Genomic DNA, 21183 nt, shown 5'->3' with positions numbered 1-21183 from the left:
GACGGGTGCACACTGGCAGCATGCTGCGCATCGGCACCGTCGTCCTGAGCGTCGAAGACATCGAGCGCGCGAGCGCGTTCTGGATCGGCGCCCTGGGCTATCGGCACCGCGGCACGCCGTCAGACGACTGGACGGTTCTGGATCCGCCCGAGAAGACGCACTGGAGCGGACGCGAAGCCAGTATCGCCCTGTCGGTCACCGGTTACCCGCAGCATTACCCGCCCCGCATCCATCTCGACCTGTACGCGGAGGACCAGGCCGCCGAGGTCGCGCGTCTGCTCGCGCTCGGCGCGCGCGAGGTGGACTGGCATAAGTACCCCGAGGGCGCGGACTGGGTGGTGCTCGAGGACACCGAGGGCAACCGGTTCTGCGTGGTGCAGACCGGCCCCTACGCGGAGGGGTAGCGGGGCGGGGCGCGCCCTCAAGTTGGCGCAAACAGGGGGAATGGATGCCGGATACCCCACATACACGCCAACATCCCGCGCCGCGCCCGTAGTCAAGCCGTCAACATCCGCGCAAGAAGGAGTGCTCAGCCGTCCAGGAGGCGGCGCAGCGCGACGCGGTCGGGCTTGCCGCTGGTCAGCAGGGGCAGCCGGTCGATGTGCACGAGGTCGCGCGGACGCGCGGGGGCGCCCAGACGGGCTTCGACCGCGGCACGCACCTCGGCCAGCCCTGCGACGCCCGAAGGGTCGCGCTCATCCCCCGGCGCGGAACCGCCTGGGACCACGACGACCGACGCCTGCCCCCACCGGGCGTCGGCGACCGGGACGACGACGGCGCCGGCCAGGCCGGGAAGCCCGCGCACCACGTGCTCGACCCGGTCGAGGGACACGTTGACGCCCCCGGAGATGATGACGTTGTCGCGGCGCCCTGTCACGCGCAGCACGCCGTCCGCGATCTCACCGGTGTCACCCGTGCGATACCAGCGGGTGCCGTCCGCCCCGTGCACGAAGGTGTCGGCGGTGCGCTGCGGGTCGCCCAGATAACCGTCCGCGAGCGTCGGCCCCGACACCTGCACTTCCCCGTCCTCGACCCGCAGGCCGACTCCGTTCAGCGGACGACCGCCGTAGACGCACCCGCCGCTGGTCTCGGTGGACCCGTAGGTGCGGACGATCCGGGCCCCGGCCGCGGCCGCCCGCTCCGCGAGCACCGGCGGGAGCGACTGCCCGCCGACGAGGATGGCCTCGAACGCGTCGAGCCCGGTGTGGAGGCCGGCGTCCTCCGCCTCCAGCAGCGTCTGCAGCTGCGCGGGGACCAGGGAGGTGTAGCTGGGGATGCGGTGCCCGCCCCGGCTCGAGGCCATGCCGGCGGCGGCCGCGGCGAAGGCTTGGGCACTGAAGGACCCCGAGAGGATGCTCGGCTCACGCCCGGCCACGAGTGCGCGCACGAGCACCTGCACGCCGGCCACGTAGGTGGCCGGGAGGGCGAGCAGCCAGGCGCCGGTGCCGATGCGGTCGGCCGTGGCGAGGGCACTGGAGGTGAGGGCGGCGCGGCTGAGCACGACCCGTTTGGGGTAGCCGGACGAGCCGGAGGTGGTCAGGACGACGGCCGTGCCGGCGGGCACTTCGGCGGGCAGGCGCGCCGGGGCATGGCCCGGTTCGGCAACAGCGGCCCCGTGCGCGCCGGAGGTGGTGTCCTGGGAGGTGAGGGCGGCACCGGGCGGGTCGGGGGCCGCGCCGGGCGGGCCAGGCGACGCACCGAGAGCGACGGCGGGCCCGGCGCCGAGCACGGCCTGGCGCAGCGCCCGCAGCACATCGCGTGGATCCGCCGAGGCGGCGACCTCGAGCTTCACGCCGCGGCCCCGTTCGGTTCGCAGGGGATTTTCGTCCGCACGGCGTGTCGAGCCCCGCGACACGCCGCCCGCGCCAAAAAGTCCTGCGAACGGTACATGTCCGGTGGCATGAGCGGACTCCGCGCACCGGGCGCGCCCAGAGACCGCGTGCCGCCCATGGTCAGAAGTGGTAGGGGTAGGACGACCAGTCGGGGGCGCGCTTCTCGAGGAACGCATCCCGGCCCTCGACGGCCTCATCGGTGCCGTAGGCCAGACGCGTGGCCTCGCCGGCGAACACCTGCTGGCCGACCATGCCGTCGTCGATCGCGTTGAACGCGAACTTCAGCATCCGGATCGCCGTGGGCGACTTGCCGAGGATCGTGCGCGCCATCGCCAGCGCCTCGCGCTCGAGCTCGGCGTGCGGCACGACGCGGTTGACCGCGCCGATCTCGTAGGCGCGCTGCGCCGAGTACTCCTCGGCGAGGAAGAACACCTCGCGCGCGACCTTCTGCCCCACCTGGCGGGCCATGTACGCCGATCCGTAGCCGGCGTCGAACGACCCGACGTCGGCGTCGGTCTGCTTGAACTGCGCACGGTCGCCGGCGATCGAGAGGTCGCACACGATGTGCAGCGAGTGCCCGCCGCCGGCCGCCCACCCGGGGATCACGGCGATGACGACCTTCGGCATGAAGCGGATCAGCCGCTGCACCTCGAGGATGTGCAGTCGCCCGGCCCGGGCCGGGTCGGCGACCGAGGCCTCGTCGTCGGAGTACTTGTAGCCGTCGCGGCCGCGGATGCGCTGGTCGCCGCCCGAGCAGAACGCCCAGCCGCCGTCCTTCGGGCTCGGGCCGTTGCCGGTCAGCAGCACCACGCCGATCTTCGGGTCCTGCCGCGCGAGGTCGAGGGCCCGGTGGAGCTCGTCGACGGTGTGCGGCCGGAAGGCGTTGCGCACCTCGGGGCGATCGAACGCGATGCGGGCGATGCGCCCGTCGATCGAGGTGTGCGCCGTGATGTCGGTGTAGTGCTCGGCGCCGGGCGCCGGCATCCATTCGGCGGGGTCGAACAGCTCGGAAACGGTCACCGGTCCAGCCTACGCCGCGGGCAGGCCGCACCCAGCCGGCCGTGCGATCCTGGAAGGGACGGCGTCCTTTCCGAGTGGATGCCGGAGAGGGGCCGTGCCGTGCAGATCCGAACTTCCTCCGATTGGCGCGACGCCCTCCCCTTCGACACCCCGGTCCCGGCGGCCGAGGCGGTGCCCGGCGAGCCGGCGCGGTGCGGAGGCTGTCCCGTCGAGGCTCCGGTGCACGACCGGTCCGAGCTGTGGGCGGTGAAGCTGCGGCACCCGAACAACCCCGCCGGCTTCGTGCGCCTCTACTGCGGCGCCCACCGGCCGCTGCCCAAGCCCTCCTCGGCCACCACCGAGCCCCGGGCCCGGCGCCCGCGCACCGCGGCACCGCGCAAGCCGGCCGCCCCTAGTGTTCCCGAGCGGCCGGCTGTGCTGTGCCCGGACTGCTTCATCGAGGTGCCGCCGTCCGGCGTATGCGGCATGTGCGGACAGAAGATCGCCTGAGCGCACCCGTCAGCGGCGGACCTTGCGGAACCCGTCGATGATGTCCCACACCGCGATGCCGGCGATGACGAAGCCGGTGATGACCTCGAAGATCTGCTGCACCTTCGGGCCTTCGCCGTCGGTGATCAGCGTCGGGAAGAACTCCGGGTTCAGCAGCTGACCGGTCATCAGCAGCCAGAGCGCGGGCACGGCGACGGCCAGGGTGAGCACGGCGTTCGCGACCGCGAGCGACACCGTCCAGCGACCCCTCACGAAGTCGACGACGGTGAGCACGGCCTCCAGCGCCATGGCGACGAACAGGCCGGTGATCCACCACGGCCACAGCCCCTCGGCGAGGACCGACAGCCGCATCCCGGGCACGAAACCGAAGGAGTGGTCCCACAGCACCGCGCCGGCCCCGACCAGCAGCATGAGGATGACCACGACCATGTCGGCGAACGTGGTGCCCCCGGCGCGCGGTTCGGGCAGACGGTCGAGCGTCCAGGTGGTCAACGGCTGTGCGGCGCCGCCCGCATGCCGCTCGACGATCGCGAAGACGAGGGTGGTCCAGAACACGACGTGCACGATCACGCTGAGGGTGACGGCGATCGTCGTGCCGATCACGGTGCCGGGGGCGGCGCCGCTGAGCACCTGGCCGAGGGCGACGCCGAAGGCCGCGCACGCCGGCACGATCCACAGCAGCAGCTTCACCAGGCGCAGCCAGTCGAGGTAGTAGCGCGGGCCGATCAGCTGCAGCGGCCGGTCGGCGTAGCCGGCGGCGAGCGCGTCGGGGTCGCCGAGGCCGGTGAGCACCTCGCGTTCGGCCGCGTCGGGGTCGGCGCCGGATGCCGTGCGGTCGTCGATCTGGTCGGCGACCGACGCGCGCAGTTCGGCGGCGACGTCGGCGCGCTGCGCTTCGGGCAGCGAGCGGGTGACCGCGTCGATGTAGCGGTCGGTGAGGCTCATGGTCATGTCAGCCCTCCCCGGGCAGTGCGGCGATCGCCGCCGCGATCGCGGTGAAGTCGGTGGACAGCGCCGCGGCCAGGCGCCGGCCCGCGTCGCTGGTGCGGTAGAACTTGCGGGGCCGGGCCTCGTCGGTGTTCCACTCGCTGGTGAGGTGGCCCTGCTTCTCCAGACGGCGCAGCAGCGGGTACAGCGTGTTGGCGTCGGTGTCGAACCCGCGGGCGGTGAGCTCCTCGAGCAGCGCGTAGCCGTACCCGGCATCCTCGAGCAGTCGCAGGCAGGCCAGCACCACGGTGCCGCGGCGCAGCTCTTGCAGGTGCGTCTCGAGCGCTTCGGTACCGGTCATGACTCACACTGTACTGTGTCTCACACACTATGACAAGAGGCACATTATCAAGGAGGTCCCGCCGGGACGAACGCGAGAGGATGAGGACATGAGCGCGCTCCCGCCCCTGACCGATCTGCTTGCCGACGCGCACGTCGTGGCCCTGCCGATGGCCACCCGATTCCGCGGCGTCGAGGTCCGCGAGGCGCTGCTGCTGCGCGGCCCGGAGGGCTGGACCGAGTTCTCGCCGTTCGCCGAGTACGACGACGCCGAGGCCGCCGCCTGGCTGGCCGCGGCGATCGACTACGGGTGGGCGCCTCAGCCCGCGCCGGTGCGGGAGACGGTGCCGGTCAACGCGACGGTGCCGGCGGTGCCCGCGGCCCGCGTCGGCGAGGTGCTCGCGCGGTTCGACGGATGCCGCACGGCCAAGGTGAAGGTGGCCGAACGCGGTCAGGTTCTCGACGACGACGTCGCGCGGGTGCGCGCCGTGCGCGAGCAGATGGGACCGGAGGGCCGCATCCGGGTGGACGCGAACGGCGGCTGGAACCTCGACGAGGCCGAGCGGGCCCTGCACCGCCTGGCCGAGTTCGACCTGGAGTACGCCGAGCAGCCGTGCGCAACCGTCGACGAGCTCGCCGAGCTGCGCCGCCGCGTGAAGTACATGGGGATCCCGATCGCCGCCGACGAGAGCGTGCGGAAGGCGGCCGACCCGCTCGCCGTCGCCCGCGCCGGGGCCGCGGATCTGCTCGTGGTCAAGGCCCAGCCGCTGGGCGGCGTGCGCTGCGCCCTCGAGATCGTCGCTGAGGCGGGCCTGCCCGCGGTCGTCTCGAGTGCGCTCGACACGAGCGTGGGCCTGGCCATGGGGGTCGCTCTGGCGGCATCCCTGCCCGAACTCGACTACGACTGCGGCCTGGGCACCGCATCGCTGTTCACCGCCGACGTCACACCGGACCCGCTGCGCGCCCGCGGCGGCGTCCTCCCCGTGGGGCGCGTCGAGGCCGATCCCGCACTGCTACAGGCGCACGCGGCCTCCCCCGACCGGCGGCAGTGGTGGCTCGACCGGGCCACGCGCTGCCACGGCGTGCTCGCGGGCGTCAGCTGACGTCGAGAGTCAGCTGACGTCGACCAGCAGGGTCACGAATTTCTCGAGCCGTTCGGCCAGCAGCTCGCCGCTCTCGCGCCGGTTGCGCCCCTCGATCGCCGCGGCCATCGACGCCTCGATCGAGGTGACCAGGAGCAGTTGCGCCGCCTCGGCCACGCTCAGCCGCAGCCGCATGCCGTGCGACTCGACGACCGTCGCGATGATCACCTCGACGCGCCGCCTCATGCGCTCCTGCCAGGCCAGGTAGGCGGCCGCCATGCGCGGGTCGCGCAGCGCCTGGGTGCGGATCTCACTGACCAGCTGCGGTTCCAGGTGCTCGCCCAGCGAGACGCCGATCACCTGACGCACGAGGGCGGCCGGGGCCAGGCCGGCGTCGGGGCTGAGTCCGCGCACGCGCCCCGCGACCTCGTCCATCTTCGCCTCGGCCATGCGGGAGACGAGGGCGAGGAACAGCTCTTCCTTCGACTCGAAGTTGGAGTAGAACGCGCCGCGGGTGAACCCCGCGCGTTCGCAGATCACCTCGACCGAGGCGCCGTCCATGCCGACCTCGCCGAAGATCTCATGGGCGGCGTCGAGCAGCCGGGTGCGGGTCTGCTCGCGCCGACGACTCATCGGCCGCGCCGCCGTCTCGCTCATGCTGCGCGCCTCCCTTCCGTCGCCGGTCACGGATGATGCCATCCGCTCATCAGATATTCACACCGACTCTCCAGAATTGGCGGTCGATACGCCGTTACGATACAACAATGTATTGGATACAGCGCTGTATCGAATCGTCCTGATCACCGTACGGAGTCACTGTGTCCACCATCCTGTCTTCGCTCGGCCGCTGGTCCTTCCGCCACCCCTGGCGCGTTCTGGTCGCGTGGCTCGTGCTGCTGGGCCTGGCCGGTGGCGGCGCGCTCACGTTCATGCAGGGCACGAGCAACACCTTCACGATCCCGGGCACCGAGGCCCAGGAGGGCATCGAGCTGCTCGAGCGCACGTTCCCGCAGGCCAGCGGCACCAGTGCGCAGCTGATCGTCGTGGCTCCCGACGGCCAGCGCGTCGATGACGACCCGGTGGCCGGCGTCATCGACGACACCGTGGCCGACCTCGAAGCGGTCGACGGGGTGACCGCCGTCACCAGTCCCTTCAGCGAGCTGGTCGACGGCCTCGTCTCCGAAGACGGCGCCGCCGCCATCATCCAGCTGCAGTTCGACGGGCAGGCCACCGACGTCAGCGACGCGACCAAGGACGAGCTCACCGGCATCGCCGACGAGGCCCGTGACGCGCTGCCCGCCGACGCGCGGGCGGTCATGGGCGGCGACCTGTTCTCGATGTCGGTGCCGGCGCTGTCGATCATCGAGGCGGTCGGCGTCCTCATCGCCCTGTTCGTCCTCGTCATCACGTTCCGGTCGTTCGCCGTCGCCTGGTTCCCGCTGGTCAGCGCCCTGATCGGCGTGGGACTCGCGGTCGCCCTGATCTACCTGTCGACCGCGTTCGCCGACATCTCCTCGGTCACCCCCATGCTGGCGGTGATGCTGGGCCTGGCGGTCGGCATCGACTACGCCCTGTTCATCGTCGCGCGCCATCAGGACCAGGTGCGCATCGGCATGGACCCGGAGGAGTCCGCATCGCGCGCAACCGGCACCGCGGGTTCGGCCGTCGTGTTCGCCGGCGTCACCGTGCTCATCGCCCTCATCGGCCTGGGCTTCGCCGGCATCCCCTTCCTCACGACCATGGGCGTCGCCGCGGCCGTCGCCGTCGCCATCGCGGTGCTGGTGGCCGTGACCCTCACCCCCGCCCTGCTCGGCTTCGCCGGACCCCGCGTCGCCGGGTGGCCGCGCAAGGTGCTGGGCGCCGGCATCCGGGTGGGGCGCCGCGCGCCGCGGGCGGATGCCGGTGACCGCACCGCTGAGCCGGCGCGCACCGCGGCGGCGACGAAGCGGCCCGCCCGGACCAAGCGCGGATTCGCGGAGCGCTGGGTGACGGGCGTGACCCGGCATCCGGTGCTCACCACGGTCGCGGTCGTCGTGGGCCTGGGCGTGATGGCGGTGCCTGCCGCAAGCCTGACCCTGGCCCTCCCGAACGCCGGCGTGCAGCCGGTGCAGAGCGAAGCGCGGCAGGCGTACGACCTGACCGCCGAGCACTTCGGCCCGGGCTTCAACGGGCCACTGGTCATGACCGGCACCATCGTGACCTCGACCGACCCGCTGGGCCTGATGGCCGACCTGCAGGCCGAAGTCGAGAAGATCCCCGGCGTCAAGGAAGTCGCGATGTCGACCCCGAACGAGACGGCCGACACCGGGCTCATCCAGATCGTGCCCACCACCGCCCCCGACGACCCGGCCACGGCCGACCTCGTCCGCGAGCTGCGGTCGCACCACGACGAGTGGCTCGAGGAGTACGGCGTCGACCTCAAGGTCACCGGATTCACCGCCGTCGGCATCGACATCTCCGACCGGCTGGGCGCCGCGCTGCTGCCGTTCGGTGTCTTCGTGGTCGGACTCTCGTTCATCCTGCTGATGATCGTGTTCCGCTCGATCTGGGTGCCGCTGAAGGCCACCGCGGGCTATCTGCTGTCGATCCTCGCGTCGTTCGGCGTCGTGGCCGCCGTGTTCGAGTGGGGCTGGATGGCCGACCTGCTGCACGTGACCCGCACCGGACCGGTGATCAGCTTCATGCCGATCATCCTCATGGGCGTGCTGTTCGGTCTCGCGATGGACTACGAGGTGTTCCTGGTCTCGCGCATGCGCGAGGACTACGTCCACTCGCGGCGCGCCCGGCGCGGCCGCGCCGACCGGCACACCGCCGTCGCGGCCGTCCGCAGCGGGTTCACCGCCTCGGCCCGCGTGGTGACCGCGGCCGCCGTGATCATGTTCGCCGTCTTCGCCGCGTTCGTGCCCGAAGGCGACTCGTCGATCAAACCGATCGCCCTGGGCCTCGCCGTCGGCATCGCCGTCGACGCGTTCATCGTGCGCATGACGCTCGTGCCGGCCGTCATGGCGCTGCTGGGCGAGAAGGCGTGGTGGATGCCGCGCTGGCTCGACCGGATCCTCCCCCACTTCGACATCGAGGGCGAGGCCGTCGAGCGCGAATTGCAGCTGGCCGACTGGCCCGAGCCGGGCTACATCGAACCGCTGGCCGGGGACGACCTCGCGGTGCGGGTCGACGGGGGACGCGGCGTCGGCGAGATCACGCTGTTCGAGGGCGCGTCCTTCCGGGTGCGCCACGGCGAGACGCTCGTGGCGACCAGCCCCGACCCGCGCGCGACCCGCGCCTTCGCGCTCGCCGTCGCCGGGCGCCTGGCCACCGACGAGGGCCGCCTGCGGGTGGCCGGGCATCTGCTGCCGGGCCGTGCCGCCTGGGTGCGCGCCCACGTCGGGCTCGCGCTGCTCGACGATGCCGCCGATCCGGTCGCCGAACTCCGCCGCGCGCTCGCCGGGGACACCCGGCTCGTGGTCGTCGACGGCGTCGACGCGCTCAGCGGTGCCGACCGCGACCAGGCCGCCGCGCTGCTGCGCGACGCCGCCGACCGGCTCAGCCCTGCACCGACGCCGCTCACGATCGTCGCCACCGCGCGGCGCGATGGCGGCGCCCTCGAACTGTTCGCCGACGCGCACCGTCCGAGCGTGTCGACTCTCGCACTGGCCGCGCACGCGGCATCCACCCCCACCACCGATTCGCAGGTGATCTCCGCATGACTCTCCCCATCGAACGCGCACGCTCGCGCAAGCCTGTCACCTGGCTCACGGTCATCGGCGTGCTGCTGCTGCCCGTGCTCATCGGCGGCGTCCTCGTGGCCGCGCTGTACAACCCCGTCGAGCGGCTGGATGCCATGAACACCGCCGTCGTGAACAACGACGAGCCGGTCACCGTCGACGGGCAGATGGTGCCGCTGGGCCGCCAGCTGACCGCGGGCCTGGTCGAGGGATCGGACGAGCTCGACTCCAACCTCACGTGGACGATTTCCAACGACGACGACGCCGCGGCCGGTCTGGCCGACGGCACCTACAACGCCGTTGTCACGATCCCCTCGAACTTCTCGGCGGCCGCCACCTCGACCGCGCCCGGCGGCACGCCCGAACGCGCCACCATCGAGGTCACCACGGCACCCGACAGCCTGATCGTCGACGACGCCATCACCGCGCAGGTGGCACAGGCGGCCGCGGCGCTGATGGGCCGCGAGCTGTCGTCGGTGTACCTCGAGAACGTGTTCCTGGGCTTCACGACGCTGGGCGACCAGCTGGGCGATGCGGCGGACGGCGCCCGGCAGATCGCCGACGGCGCCGGTGAGGCGGCCGACGGGGCCGACGCGTGGGCGGACGGCGCCGACGAGGCCGCCGGCGGCGCGCTCTCCCTGGCCGACGGCATCCGTGCGCTGGCCGGCGGTGCGGGCGGTCTGGCCGACGGGGCCGCGGGTATCGCGGACGGGGCCGCGGGCCTGGCCGACGGGTCTGCGCAGCTGGCGGCCGGCACCCGGGCCACCGCCGACGGGCTCGACACGTGGGCGGCGGGCGCGCGCGACATCTCCGCGGGCACGACCGACCTCGCCCAGGGGCTGCAGACGATGGCCGACCAGGTCGGGCAGCTGCCGACGGTGCCGCAGGAGATCATCGACGGTGTCAACGGCATCGCCGACAACAGCGGTGAGATCAACACGGCCGTCGCCGACGCCGCCGCCCGGCTCGAGGAGGCCGCGGACGCGTGTGCGGTCGAGGGCGGCTCCGCCGAACTGTGTGAGGCGCTGGCGGCGATCTCGGCGCGCGCGAACGAATCGCTGTCGACGATCACCGGCGTCATCGACCAGTCCGGCGAGCTCGCCACCCAGGTCGAGCAGCTCGCCCAGTTCGGGCCGGCGCTCACCGCCGGACTGCAGGATGCGGCCGACGGCGCCGCCGCGCTGGCCGGGGGCATGACCGAGCTGGCCGACGGTGCCACCGCCACGGCCGCCGGTGCCGGGCAGCTGGCAGGCGGCATGTCCGACCTGGCCGGCGGCGCCCGGCAGCTGGCCGACGGCGCCACCGAGTTCGCCGACGGCGCGGGGTCGTTCGCCGCCGGCGCCGGCACCGCCGCCGACGGCGCGGGTGAGTTCGCCGACGGGATCGGGCAGCTGGCCGACGGCGCGCGCGACCTGTCGGACGGTGTGGGACAGCTCGGCGACGGCGTCGACACCCTGGCCGACGGCCTGGGCACCGCGGTCGAGGAACTGCCGTCCTACACCGACGAGGAGGCCACCGACCTGGCATCCGTCGTCGCCGAACCGGTGTCAGCCGGCGGAGTGGGCACCGACCTGTTCGGCGCGTCGGCGATCCCGCTGCTGGCGATGCTCGCGCTGTGGTTCGGCGGGCTCGCCTCGTTCGTCGCCCTGCAGGCCGTGCCACGGCACGCCCTCAGCTCGCGGCGCCCGTCGGCTCTGCTGGCCGCGCGCAGCCTCGCCCCCGCCGCCGCGATCGGCGCCGCGCAGGGGCTGCTGGTCGCCGGCGTCATCCAGCTCGCCGCCGCCTACGACACCGGGGCCTGGCTCGCGTTCACGGGCCTGGCGGTCGTCGCCGGGATCGCGTTCGCCGCGGTGAACCAGGCGCTGGTGGCCGTGTTCGGCGGGGCCGGGCGCTGGATCGCGGCGCTGGTCGGCGTGTTGGCGGTGGCCACGGGCATCGTGTCGACCGTGCCGGGGGTGCTGACCTCGATCGCGACGCTCATGCCGACGACGCCCGTGTACACGGCGCTGCTGGGCGTGCTCACCGAGGCCGGGGGCGTGGGGGCCGCGGTGGTCGGGATGCTGGGGTGGACCGCCCTGGCCTTCATCGCCACGATCTTCGCCGTCGCCCGCCGCCGTTCGACGACCGCGCGCGCCGTGCTCCTGGCCTCCCCCGCCTGACCCGTCGGGCGCACAGCGTCGGTGTGTGGCGCGGACGCGCCGGCACGGTGCGTGGCGCGGACGCGCCGGAACGCCCTGCGCCGCGCGGGTCAGCTCAAGCCGCTGTAGGCGTGGAGGCCCTTGAAGAACTGGTTCACGATCGTGAAGTTGAAGATCACGGCCGCGAAGCCGATGATCGACAGCCAGGCCGACCGCGTACCGCGCCAGCCGCGCGTCGCGCGGGCGTGGATGTAGCCGGCATAGAGGACCCAGATCACGAAGGTCCACACTTCCTTGGTGTCGAAGCCCCAGTAGCGGCCCCACGCATCGTTGGCCCAGATGGCACCGGCGATGAGCGTGAACGTCCAGAACGCGAACCCGATGATCGCGAACCGGTACGCGAGCGACTCGAGCGCGTCGGCCGACGGCAGCGTGCGCAGGAAGCGCAGCCCGGTCTTCACGGGCTCGGCGCCGGCGTCACGCGCGGATGCCGCGGCGATCGCGAGCCGTTCGCGTCGCGCCTGCAGGAGCTGCAGCACCGACAGCGCGAACGCCAGCGCGAGGAAGGCACTGGCCAGCGACGCGACGAACACGTGGATCACCAGCCACACGCTCTTGAGCGGGTCGGCCAGCGGGGTCACCTCGACGTAGTACGCCATCGCCGCGCCGCCCAACAGCACCACCGTCATCCCGGTGATGAACGCCCCGAGGAACCGCAGGTCGTAGCGGAACAGCACGACGAGGTAGACGGCGACGATCAGCATCGTCCCGGTGAGCGCGAACTCGTAGTTGTTCGACCACGGCACCCGGCCCGCGGCCACACCGCGCGTGACGTCGGCGCCGACGTGGAAGAGGAACCCCAGCACGGTCAGCGAAGTGCCCAGCCGCGCCCACAGGTAGCGCACCCGCTGCGCCGGCGCGGCCTCGAGGGCGGCCAGGGCGGCGGCCTCTTCGGCACGGATGTCGTCGATCGCCGAACCGCCCGCGGAGACCAGGACCTTCGCCTGAGCCGCATCCTTCTGCTTGATCGCCTGGTCCGAGCGGCGGGCGAGGTCGATGGCGTAGGCCAGGAACGCGAGCGTGTAGATCGCCAGCGAGGTCCACACCAGCAGCACCGAGATCTCCTCGAGCGTCATTCCCGTTTCAGGCATGGCCACATCCTACTTTCGGTCGTCAGCGGTCTCAAGGGTGGGGTCGGCGGGTGCGTCCACCGGCATCCCGGCACGCTCCAGCGCCGCCGCGTGGTCGCGCGCGAGGTCGGCGACGGCGATCGCGATCGCGGGGTCCTCACCGCGGGCGAGGCCCGCGTACTCGAGGCGCACGGCATCCCCGTCAGGGGTGGCCTTGACCCACAGGCGGCGGCGCGGCACGAACAGCGCCACGAGCAGTCCGGCCACGGCCAGGATCGCGAAGGCGAGCACCCACGGCGCGCTCACGTCGCGGTGGATCGACAGCGACACGTAGCGCTTGACCACCTCATCGGCGCCGTCGGCGGTCGCGTCCTCGAAGGTGAGGGTGCCGAGCCCGTTCGGCAGGTCGACGGTGTCGCCCGGTGCGAGCTCGAGCGCCGGGTTCTCGCTGTCGCCGCCCGCGGTCTGGGTCATGCCGGTCGGGTCGAGCGTGTACACCGACCGTGCGGTGCCGTCATCGATGCCGAGGTCGCCCTCGTACACCCAGAAGGTCATCAGTGGGGCGAGCAGATCCCCGTATCCCGACGCGATGGCGCCGCCGTGGGCGTTGACCGCCGTCGGGTAGAAGAACCCGACCAGCCCCACCTGCTCGGCCAGCCCGTCGGCGACCTTGACGACGCCCTGCGAGGTCATATTGCCGTCCTGCGGCAGGAACGGCACCGACTCGCGGAAGACGACCTCGCCCTCGGCGTCGCGCACGGTGATCGTCGGGGCGTAGCCGTTGCCCATGAGGTAGATGCGGTCGCCGAGCATCGTGATCGGGTGGTTGACCCGCACCACCTCGTCGACCGGTTCGCCGCCGGGCTCGCGCACGGTGACGTGCGCGGCGAAGTCGCCGGCCTGCCCCTGACCGGCCTGGCCTACCTCGACGTACGACACGTCGAACCGGTCCAGGGTGATCGAGTAGGGGGCGAGGTTCTCGGTGTCGACGAAGCGGCCCGGGTTGAACGACGAGTACCCGAGGCCCAGGGAGTTCACGAACCCCTCCCCCTCGGTGATCACGGTCTGCCCGGTGTAGGTGAACCCGCCGCCGATGCCGACCGCCACCAGCACGCCGACCAGCGCGCCGTGGAAGACGAGGTTGCCGGTCTCCCGCAGGTAGCCGCGCTCGGCCGACACCGACGCCGTGCCGCGGGCGTCGTAGCGTTCGACGCGGTATCCGGCCTTCTTGAGCTGCCCCTCGGCCAGGTCGACAGCCGCGGCGGCCGCCGCCCCGGCATCCACCCCCTGCGCCGGGCGCGCCGTGGCCTCGGCATGGTCGTCGAGGCGCGACAGCCGCGCGGGCGTGCGCGGCGGGCGGGAGCGCAGCGCCTTGAAGTGGTGCTTGGTGCGCGGCAGCACACAGCCGATCAGTGAGATGAACAGCAGGATGTAGATCGCCGAGAACCACACCGAGGTGTAGACGTCGAACAGCTGCAGCGCGTCGAGGACCGGGAACAGGTCGGGGTTGTCCGCGCGGTACTGGGTGACCCCGTTGGGGTCGGCGCTGCGCTGCGGCACGAGCGACCCCGGCACGGCGGCGATGGCGAGCAGCAGCAGGAGCACGAGGGCCGTGCGCATGCTGGTCAGCTGCCGCCAGCCCCAGCGCAGCCACCCGACGAGCCCGAGCTGCGGCTGGGTGATCTGGGGGCTGGATGCCGGAGCGTCGGCGTGGTCGGTCGGACGCAGCGGATCCGCGACGTCAGATCGGGAGTTCGACACTGCTCATCACCCCCATCAGCTCGGACATGACCGCCGTCCACACCCCGGTCACCATCAGGATGCCGAGGAGGATGAGCAGGATGCCGCCGACGATGTTGATCGTGCGGATGTGCCGCCGGAAGAAGGCCACCGACCGCGTCGCCCAGCCGAAGCCGACGGCCAGGAGCAGGAACGGCAGGCCGAGGCCGAGCGAGTAGGCGACGGCGAGGACCCCGGCACGGGCAGGGTCGGCCTGGCTGTAGCCCATCGTGAGGATCGCGGCCAGGGTGGGGCCGATGCACGGCGCCCAGCCGAGCCCCATCGCCAGGCCCAGAAGCGGCGCGCCGACCAGGCCCAGGTTCTCGCGCATGTGCGGCCGGAAGGTGCGCTGCGCGAACCCGAAGACGCCGATGAACACGAGGCCCATCGCGATGACCACGACCCCCAGCACGCGGGTGATCGGGTCCTGGTACTCCAGGAAGACGCGGCCGACCGTGCCGGCGAACACGCCCATGGCGACGAACACCATGGTGAAGCCGGCGATGAACAGCGCCACGCCCAGCAGCAGGCGGCCGCGACCGGCGGCATCCGGCCTCTGCCCCCGCGCGGAGGCCACGAGGTTCGGAGACTCGCGCGAAGTTCGGACCGGATCGGCGGATCGGTCCGAAGATGACGCGATTGTCCGAACTTCGGCGTCGTTCGCACCCTCGGCATCCCGGGTGCCGCGGCCGGCGGCCGCGCCGCCGAGGAACCCGAGATAGCCGGGCACGAGCGGCAGCACGCAGGGCGAGAGGAACGAGACCAGGCCGGCGAGCATCGCGATCGGGATCGCGATCCACAGCGCACCGTCGAAGACGACGTCGCCGGGGTTCACGACGCCTCCGCGATCACGTCTTCGACGATCTCGCGCAGGGCGTAGCCGCTGTCGAGCTGCCCGAAGAACCGCGCGGCCACCCGGCCCTGACTGTCGAGCACGAGGGTCGTCGGGGCCGCCTGCAGCGAGGTCCACGCGACGAACGAGAGCTTCAGGTCGGTGTCGCCGCGCGCGAGCACCGACGGGTAGCTGATGCCGTAGGTCTCCTCGAACGCGCGCGCCTGCTCGGGGCCGTCGTAGATGTTCACGCCGAGGAACGCCGCCTCGGGCGCGGTGGCCTCATACGCCTCTTCGAGGAACGGGGCTTCGGCGCGGCACGGCCCGCACTGCGCATACCAGAAGTTGAGGACGAGCACCTGGTCGGCGTAGTCGGCGCTCGTGATCGTGGAGCCGTCCACGGCGGTGGCGGTGAACTCGACCGGCTCGCCGCGCTCGGACGCCGGGATCTCCTCGAGCCGTCCGTCGCTGGAGATGAAGCCCTTGTTGCTGCCCTGCTTGTACTGCGAGGCCAGGTCGTCGTTCTCGCTCGTACAGGCGGCGAGCGACACGGCGAGCGCGGCCGCGGCCACGGCCGCCGCGATTCGGCGCAGAACAGTCATACCGCCCCCACATCCACGGCGGAGGCCGTCTGCGCGGGTTCGGCGTAGTCCAGCTCGCGCCACACGTCGTCGGCGAGCTCGAAGCTCGTCACGCTCGACAGGGCGCAGCGTCGCCGGCGCGGATCGTGCCGCAGCGGCTTGCCCGCGATCGCCAGGTGGGTGATCCAGATGGGCAGCTGGTGCGACACGATGACGACGTCGCCGGTGGCCGTGCGGTGCCAGGCGTCGCGCATCGCGGCATCCATGCGGGCCACGACCTGTGCGTACGGCTCGCCCCAGCTGGGCAGCTCGGGGGCGCGCAGGTGCCGCCAGTTGAGCGGATTCATGAGGGCGCGCTTCATGCGCTTGCCCTCGAACACGTTCGTCGGCTCGATCACGCGGGCGTCGATGACCGGCTCCGCGCCGAACAGCTCGGTGAACGGCACCGCCGACTCGCGCGTGCGCTCCAGCGGCGAGCAGACCAGCGCGCCGACCGGGCGTTCCATCGCATGGATGTGCTCGGCGGCGGCGCGCGCCATCTGGCGACCGGCGGCGCTCAGCCGGAACTCGGGGAGCCGTCCGTAGAGCACACGTCGAGGGTTGTGGACCTCTCCGTGGCGCACGAGATGAAGGCGGGCGGCGGGCACCGCACCAGTCTACGTGGGCGGTCGCTATGGGCGGCCTGAGTGCAGGCTGGGTGGATGCCGGTGGCGGGCGGTCAGGCGGCGTCGGCGTCTGGGGCACCGCGGCCGGCGCGCAGCTGCCGCACCCGCACGGTGAGGAACACGACCACGGCGATGACCGCGACGGCGATCACGACGTACTGCAGCACGTCGGCGTAGGTCTCGACGATGTGCCACTGGTCGCCCAGGATGTAGCCGGCCAGCACGAAGACCGAGTTCCAGATGGCCGAGCCGGCCAGGGTCAGCAGGGTGAACCGCCACAGCGGCATGCGCACGACGCCGGCGGGGATGGAGATGAGGCTGCGGAAAATCGGGATCATCCGCCCGAAGAACACGGCCTTGCCGCCGTGCTTGCCGAACCATTCGACGGTGCGGTCGACGTCCTGCACCTTGATCAGCGGCATCCGGTCGGCGATGGCGCGCACCCGGCGCAGGCCCAGCCAGGCGCCCAGCCCGTACAGGACGAGGGCGCCCACGACCGAGCCGGCCGTGGTCCACAGCAGTGCTTCGAGCAGCGAGAACGACCCCTGGCCGGCCGCGAGGCCCGCCATCGGCAGGATCACTTCGCTGGGGAGCGGCGGGAAGAGGTTCTCGAGCGCGATCGCGATGCCCGCCCCCACCGGTCCGATGACCTCCATCAGTGAGACGATCCCGTCGACCAGAGTGCTCAGCCAGGAGCCGTCGGTTGCAGATGAAGTCACCCGTCCACGGTAGAGGACATGGGTGAACGGTTCATGGGAGGTGTCCCCCGGTCCGGACGCGGGGTATCCCGAACGCGACGGCGACGTCCGGCGCCTCGATCGCGTCAGTCGCGGGGCACGACCGTGAGCACCCGCCGGATGAAGGTGTCGAACTCCGTCATGAAGGTGCGCAGGAACTCGGCGGTGCCCTCGTCGGTCACCTCGCCGTCGTCGGTGATGAGGCCGGGGGTCATCGAGATGTAGGCCTCGGGGGCGTTCATCTGCGGCGAGTTGCAGAACGACAGCACGCTGCGCAGGCTCTACTGGGCCACGGCGGTGCCGATCGCGCCGGGCGAGGCACCGATGACCGCGGACGGCTTGCGGGCGAGGGAGTTCTCGCCCCACGGCCGGCTCGCCCAGTCGATCGCGTTCTTCAGCCCGCCCGGGATCGACCGGTTGTACTCGGGGGTGACGAACAGGATCGCGTCGGACGCTTCGATGGCCTGCTTGAGCTCGCGGGCCACCGGCGGATAGTCGTCGTCATAGTCGTAGCTGTACAGCGGCAGGTCGCCGATGGGGATCTCGGTGAACTCGAGGTCGTCCGGCGCGAGCCGGATCAGGGCCTTCGACAGCGTCCGGTTGATGGAGGCCTTCGCGAGACTGCCCACGAAGTAGCCCACCCGGTACGGGGGTTCGTGTTCGATGACCAGGGACATGGTTCGCACCTTTCTGAGAGCGGGTGTGCGTCCCGAGCCTGCGCACACCGGCGCGTGTTGTCAGCCCCCTTGCGCGAACGGCGCTTCCGCCTCCGCGCCGGCGCCCGGTCCGCGCGGGCGCCCCACGTAGACTGTCTGCTCGTGAGCGAACGCGTATTGGTCCAGCAGCTGCATGCACGGGAAGACGGCCCCGTCTCGGTATCGGGATGGGTCGAGACCGTCCGTGATCAGAAGAAGGTGCAGTTCGTCATCCTGCGGGACGAGACCGGCTCGGTGCAGCTGGTCAACCCGGCGACACGTCCCGCCGAGGACGGCTCCGAGCAGGATGCCGCGGCCCTGGCCCTCACGGCGCTGATCTCCGAGCTGACCCACGGCACCTTCCTCACCGTCACCGGTGAGCTCAAGCACGACGAGCGCGTCAAGCTCGGCGGCGTCGAGATCAAGATCGGCGCCCTCGATGTCGCGGCCGCGGCCCTGCCGGAGACGCCGATCGCCGCCGACTCGGGCCTCGACAAGCGCATGGACTGGCGGTTCCTCGACCTGCGTCAGCGCCGCAACAACCTGATCTTCCGCGTGCAGACCACGCTCGAGCACGCGATGCGCACCTACTGGATCGAGCGCGACTACATCGAGGTGCACTCCCCCAAGCTGATGGCCAGCGCCTCGGAGTCGAACGCCGAGCTGTTCTCGCTCGACTACTTCGACGACCAGACCGCCTACCTGGCGCAGTCGCCGCAGTTCTTCAAGCAGATGGCCCAGGTCGCCGGCTTCGGCAAGATCTTCGAGATCGCGCCGGCGTTCCGCGCCGACCCCTCGTTCACCAGCCGGCACGCGACCGAGTTCACCTCGATCGACGCCGAGATCAGCTGGATCGACTCGCACGAGGACGTCGCCCGCATGCAGGAAGAGCTGCTGGCCACGGCGATCCAGGCCGTCGCCGACAAGCACGGCGCCGAGATCAAGGAGCTGTTCGACCTCGACATCGTCGTGCCGACGGTGCCGTTCCCGCGCATCCCGCTGGCCGAGGCCCGGGAGATCGTGAAGGCGCGCGGGTACGAGATCCCCCGCGCCGACGGCGACCTCGACCCGGAGGGCGAGCGTCAGATCGCCGCCCACGTGCTCGAGACCTACGGCCACGAGTTCGTGTTCATCACCGACTACCACCCCGAGATCCGCGCGTTCTACCACATGCGCGATCCCGAGACCGGGCTGACCAAGTCGTACGACCTGCTCTACAAGGGCGTCGAGATCACCACCGGCGCCCAGCGCGAGCACCGCGTCGACGTGCTCGTCGAGCAGGCCAAGGAGAAGGGGCTCGAGCCCGAGCACCTCGACTTCTACTTCGACTTCTTCCGCTACGGCGCCCCGCCGCACGGCGGGTTCGGCATGGGTCTGGCCCGCGTGATGATGCTGCTGCTCGGGCAGGACTCGATCCGCGAGGTCACCTACCTGTTCCGCGGGCCGACGCGCCTGGCCCCGTGAGTGCATGGCTGAGGCCCGGACGAGATCGTCCGGGCCTCAGCTGCTCTCGTTCCGCGCGTTCGGTCTGCTGTGTGAACGTGACACCGGCGGCGGGCGCCGAGGCGGTGCGCCGCTCCTGGGTCTAGCGGCTCAGATCTCCAGGTCGACCGCGACCCGGTCGGCGCGGATGGTGCCGATGTACGCGGCGACCTCCTCGTGGGCGGGGTGCACCTGGTAAGCGTCCAGCCCCGCCTCGTCGTCGAAGTCGGCGATGAGCACGAGGTCCCAGTTGGCGTCGGGATACAGCACGTTCGCGCCGGCCTGCATCGCGCGCAGGGTCGGGACGACCCCGTGCAGGGCGTTCAGGCGCCGGGCGGCCTCGGTGGCCTGCGCGGCGCGGGTCTCGGCGTCGGCGGCCGAGAGGCGGAAGGTCACGATATGACGGATCATCGGTGTGGCTCCTGGGTCAGGGCGGCGCGCAGCCGGTCGGCCGAGAGCCGCCAGTGCGCGTGCAGGCGGTCGTCGATGAGCACGACCGGGATCTTCTCCCACCACGCGTCGTAGAGCGCGGCATCCTCGAGGATGGACCGCTCCTCGATCTCGACGGTCCCCTCGGGAAGGTCGGCCACGACCGTCTCCACGATCTCGCGTGCGACGTCGCACAGGTGGCAGTCGGGCTTGGAGATGAGGGTGAGGGTGGTCACGGGTCCATCTTCGCGCATTGCGGGGGCGCAGACACGAAGCGCCCGTCCGGGGACAGGCGCTCAGTGCATGTGCCGCTTACTTCTTGTTGCGGCGCTGGTGGCGAGTCTTGCGAAGCAGCTTGCGGTGCTTCTTCTTCGCCATGCGCTTACGGCGCTTCTTGATGACAGAACCCACGGATAACCTCACATCGTCTGGGGTCTGGACGCGTGGTGGACGCGCCCGGGAACGGGCAAACCGAAAAAATGCCTCGGGCTATTCTAGCCGACATCCGCGATCGGCCGACGCAGGGCGTCGGTGACGGCCGTCTCGGGCACGCGGTAGCTGCGACCGAACCGCACGGCGGGCAGTTCGCCGGCGTGCACCAGCCGGTACACGGTCATCTTGGACACGCGCATGAGCTCGGCCACTTCGGCAACCGTCAGAAAGCGCACGTCAGGCAGCTCCGACATCGTGTCCCCCCAGGCTTCCGTTTCTTGTTCTGAGAATCCTATGGGGTCAGCGCGACACGTGTAAACCTGCGTGACTGCTGTGATCGGTGCACGCGCGGGTCAGCGCAGCCGTTCGCGGGCGGCGCGTGCGGCGATGCGCGCCTGCGTGCGGGCGGCTGAGTCAGCGACCGGGAAGCTTCTTGAACGCGCTCTCGAAGGCGTGCTTGGCCGAGGCCGCGACCCGGCCCAGGCGGTCGGCGGCCTGCGCGGCCGACTCCGACAGCGCGACCGAGACGGCGGCATCCACGGCCCCGTCGTCGAGGAACGGCACGAGCCAGTCCTCGACGGTCTCGAGGGGCTCCGGCGAAAGGCTGTAGAAGCGGTGCTGGCCTTCTTCGCGGACCGAGACGAGCGCCGCCTCCCGCAGCACCTTGAGGTGCTTCGACACGGTCGGCTGGCTGACCCCGAGTTCCGCGACGATCTGCGAGACGCTGGTGCCGTCATGACCATCGGCGGAGCGGTCGAGCAGGAGCTGCAGGATGTCCCGACGGGTACCGTCGGCGATCACGTCGAAGATGTCCGCCATGACGATAGGTTAGCCCGCCGGGATGCCGGAGTACCATGACAACGGTTCTGCGG

At 71.6% G+C, this 21183-nt stretch carries 22 protein-coding genes and 1 pseudogene; 6 read left to right on the top strand and 17 right to left on the bottom strand.

Translation table 11 applies throughout. The annotated features are described in order from the left end of the window. Positions 1–20: 20 nt before the first annotated feature. On the top strand, positions 21–404 hold the full coding sequence (locus ACQ143_RS08405) for a VOC family protein (RefSeq protein ID WP_449570241.1): 384 nt from the start codon (positions 21–23) through the stop codon (positions 402–404). Positions 405–529: 125 nt separating this feature from the next. On the opposite strand, the gene ACQ143_RS08400 is transcribed toward ACQ143_RS08405, so the two are convergent. Beyond that, complete coding sequence (locus tag ACQ143_RS08400; protein WP_449570240.1) at positions 530–1792, bottom strand: AMP-binding protein; 1263 nt, start codon at positions 1790–1792, stop codon at positions 530–532. Positions 1793–1952: 160 nt separating this feature from the next. Continuing rightward, on the bottom strand, positions 1953–2852 hold the full coding sequence (locus ACQ143_RS08395; protein ID WP_449570239.1) for a 1,4-dihydroxy-2-naphthoyl-CoA synthase: 900 nt from the start codon (positions 2850–2852) through the stop codon (positions 1953–1955). 99 nt (positions 2853–2951) lie between these two features. Here ACQ143_RS08395 and ACQ143_RS08390 point away from each other — a divergent pair, with 99 nt between their 5' ends. Then, positions 2952–3341 carry a glucose-6-phosphate dehydrogenase gene (locus ACQ143_RS08390; protein WP_449570238.1) on the top strand — a complete coding sequence of 130 codons (390 nt, stop codon included), beginning with the start codon at positions 2952–2954 and terminating at the stop codon, positions 3339–3341. 9 nt (positions 3342–3350) lie between these two features. Here the strand turns inward: ACQ143_RS08390 and ACQ143_RS08385 are convergent, their stop codons facing one another. Next, a complete protein-coding gene (locus ACQ143_RS08385) occupies positions 3351–4292 on the bottom strand; it encodes a permease prefix domain 1-containing protein (protein WP_449570237.1) in 942 nt (313 codons plus the stop codon). Between the two features lies 1 nt (position 4293). Beyond that, positions 4294–4629, bottom strand: a complete 336-nt coding sequence (locus tag ACQ143_RS08380) for a PadR family transcriptional regulator (RefSeq protein ID WP_449570236.1) — start codon at positions 4627–4629, stop codon at positions 4294–4296. Positions 4630–4717: 88 nt separating this feature from the next. Between ACQ143_RS08380 and ACQ143_RS08375 the strand changes: the two genes are divergently transcribed. Beyond that, positions 4718–5710 carry an o-succinylbenzoate synthase gene (locus ACQ143_RS08375; protein ID WP_449570235.1) on the top strand — a complete coding sequence of 331 codons (993 nt, stop codon included), beginning with the start codon at positions 4718–4720 and terminating at the stop codon, positions 5708–5710. 9 nt (positions 5711–5719) lie between these two features. Here the strand turns inward: ACQ143_RS08375 and ACQ143_RS08370 are convergent, their stop codons facing one another. Next, positions 5720–6346 (bottom strand): TetR/AcrR family transcriptional regulator, encoded by a 627-nt coding sequence (locus ACQ143_RS08370; protein ID WP_449570234.1) that lies wholly within the window; start codon positions 6344–6346, stop codon positions 5720–5722. Between the two features lie 161 nt (positions 6347–6507). Here ACQ143_RS08370 and ACQ143_RS08365 point away from each other — a divergent pair, with 161 nt between their 5' ends. Together ACQ143_RS08365 and ACQ143_RS08360 are read left to right on the top strand one after the other, a co-directional pair. Next, positions 6508–9393, top strand: coding sequence for an MMPL family transporter (locus tag ACQ143_RS08365; RefSeq protein WP_449570233.1), 2886 nt, complete (start codon positions 6508–6510; stop codon positions 9391–9393). Then, on the top strand, positions 9390–11570 hold the full coding sequence (locus ACQ143_RS08360; protein WP_449570232.1) for a YhgE/Pip family protein: 2181 nt from the start codon (positions 9390–9392) through the stop codon (positions 11568–11570). The genes ACQ143_RS08365 and ACQ143_RS08360 overlap by 4 nt, the downstream gene beginning before the upstream one ends. 89 nt (positions 11571–11659) lie before the next feature. Here ACQ143_RS08360 and ccsB read toward each other — a convergent pair whose 3' ends face one another. From ccsB to ACQ143_RS08325, 7 genes and pseudogenes are all read right to left on the bottom strand, one after another. Beyond that, positions 11660–12700, bottom strand: a complete 1041-nt coding sequence (gene ccsB, locus ACQ143_RS08355; protein WP_449570231.1) for a c-type cytochrome biogenesis protein CcsB — start codon at positions 12698–12700, stop codon at positions 11660–11662. 9 nt (positions 12701–12709) lie between these two features. Beyond that, positions 12710–14440, bottom strand: a complete 1731-nt coding sequence (resB, locus tag ACQ143_RS08350) for a cytochrome c biogenesis protein ResB (protein WP_449570230.1) — start codon at positions 14438–14440, stop codon at positions 12710–12712. Continuing rightward, entirely contained in the window at positions 14421–15293 is an 873-nt protein-coding gene (locus ACQ143_RS08345) for a cytochrome c biogenesis CcdA family protein (RefSeq protein ID WP_449570229.1), read from the bottom strand. Before ACQ143_RS08345 ends, resB begins: the two co-directional genes overlap by 20 nt. After that, entirely contained in the window at positions 15290–15892 is a 603-nt protein-coding gene (locus tag ACQ143_RS08340; protein ID WP_449570228.1) for a TlpA family protein disulfide reductase, read from the bottom strand. Before ACQ143_RS08340 ends, ACQ143_RS08345 begins: the two co-directional genes overlap by 4 nt. Next, complete coding sequence (locus ACQ143_RS08335) at positions 15889–16518, bottom strand: histidine phosphatase family protein (protein ID WP_449570227.1); 630 nt, start codon at positions 16516–16518, stop codon at positions 15889–15891. Before ACQ143_RS08335 ends, ACQ143_RS08340 begins: the two co-directional genes overlap by 4 nt. A 71-nt stretch (positions 16519–16589) precedes the next feature. Next, the gene (locus ACQ143_RS08330) at positions 16590–17192 is read right to left on the bottom strand and encodes a DedA family protein (protein ID WP_449570519.1); all 603 of its coding nucleotides are present in this window, start codon (positions 17190–17192) and stop codon (positions 16590–16592) included. Positions 17193–17359: 167 nt separating this feature from the next. Continuing rightward, a pseudogene (locus tag ACQ143_RS08325) lies at positions 17360–17950 on the bottom strand (NADPH-dependent FMN reductase). 141 nt (positions 17951–18091) lie between these two features. On the opposite strand from ACQ143_RS08325, the gene aspS reads away from it, so the two are divergent. Then, the gene (gene aspS, locus ACQ143_RS08320) at positions 18092–19432 is read left to right on the top strand and encodes an aspartate--tRNA(Asn) ligase (RefSeq protein WP_449570226.1); all 1341 of its coding nucleotides are present in this window, start codon (positions 18092–18094) and stop codon (positions 19430–19432) included. Between the two features lie 129 nt (positions 19433–19561). Here the strand turns inward: aspS and ACQ143_RS08315 are convergent, their stop codons facing one another. The 5 genes from ACQ143_RS08315 to ACQ143_RS08295 all read right to left on the bottom strand — a co-directional run bounded on the left by ACQ143_RS08315 (position 19562) and on the right by ACQ143_RS08295 (position 21130). Further along, positions 19562–19861 carry a Dabb family protein gene (locus ACQ143_RS08315; RefSeq protein WP_449570225.1) on the bottom strand — a complete coding sequence of 100 codons (300 nt, stop codon included), beginning with the start codon at positions 19859–19861 and terminating at the stop codon, positions 19562–19564. Beyond that, on the bottom strand, positions 19858–20115 hold the full coding sequence (locus ACQ143_RS08310; protein WP_449570224.1) for a glutaredoxin family protein: 258 nt from the start codon (positions 20113–20115) through the stop codon (positions 19858–19860). The genes ACQ143_RS08315 and ACQ143_RS08310 overlap by 4 nt, the downstream gene beginning before the upstream one ends. Before the next feature lie 76 nt (positions 20116–20191). Then, positions 20192–20290, bottom strand: coding sequence for a 30S ribosomal protein bS22 (locus ACQ143_RS08305; protein WP_003792170.1), 99 nt, complete (start codon positions 20288–20290; stop codon positions 20192–20194). Positions 20291–20373: 83 nt separating this feature from the next. After that, the gene (locus tag ACQ143_RS08300) at positions 20374–20565 is read right to left on the bottom strand and encodes a helix-turn-helix domain-containing protein (protein WP_449570223.1); all 192 of its coding nucleotides are present in this window, start codon (positions 20563–20565) and stop codon (positions 20374–20376) included. 160 nt (positions 20566–20725) lie between these two features. Further along, positions 20726–21130, bottom strand: a complete 405-nt coding sequence (locus ACQ143_RS08295) for an ArsR/SmtB family transcription factor (protein WP_449570222.1) — start codon at positions 21128–21130, stop codon at positions 20726–20728. Positions 21131–21183: the final 53 nt, after the last annotated feature.

It is taken from the genome of Microbacterium pollutisoli (genome assembly GCF_053586795.1).
This window is presented reverse-complemented; position numbering and strand designations above follow the sequence as displayed.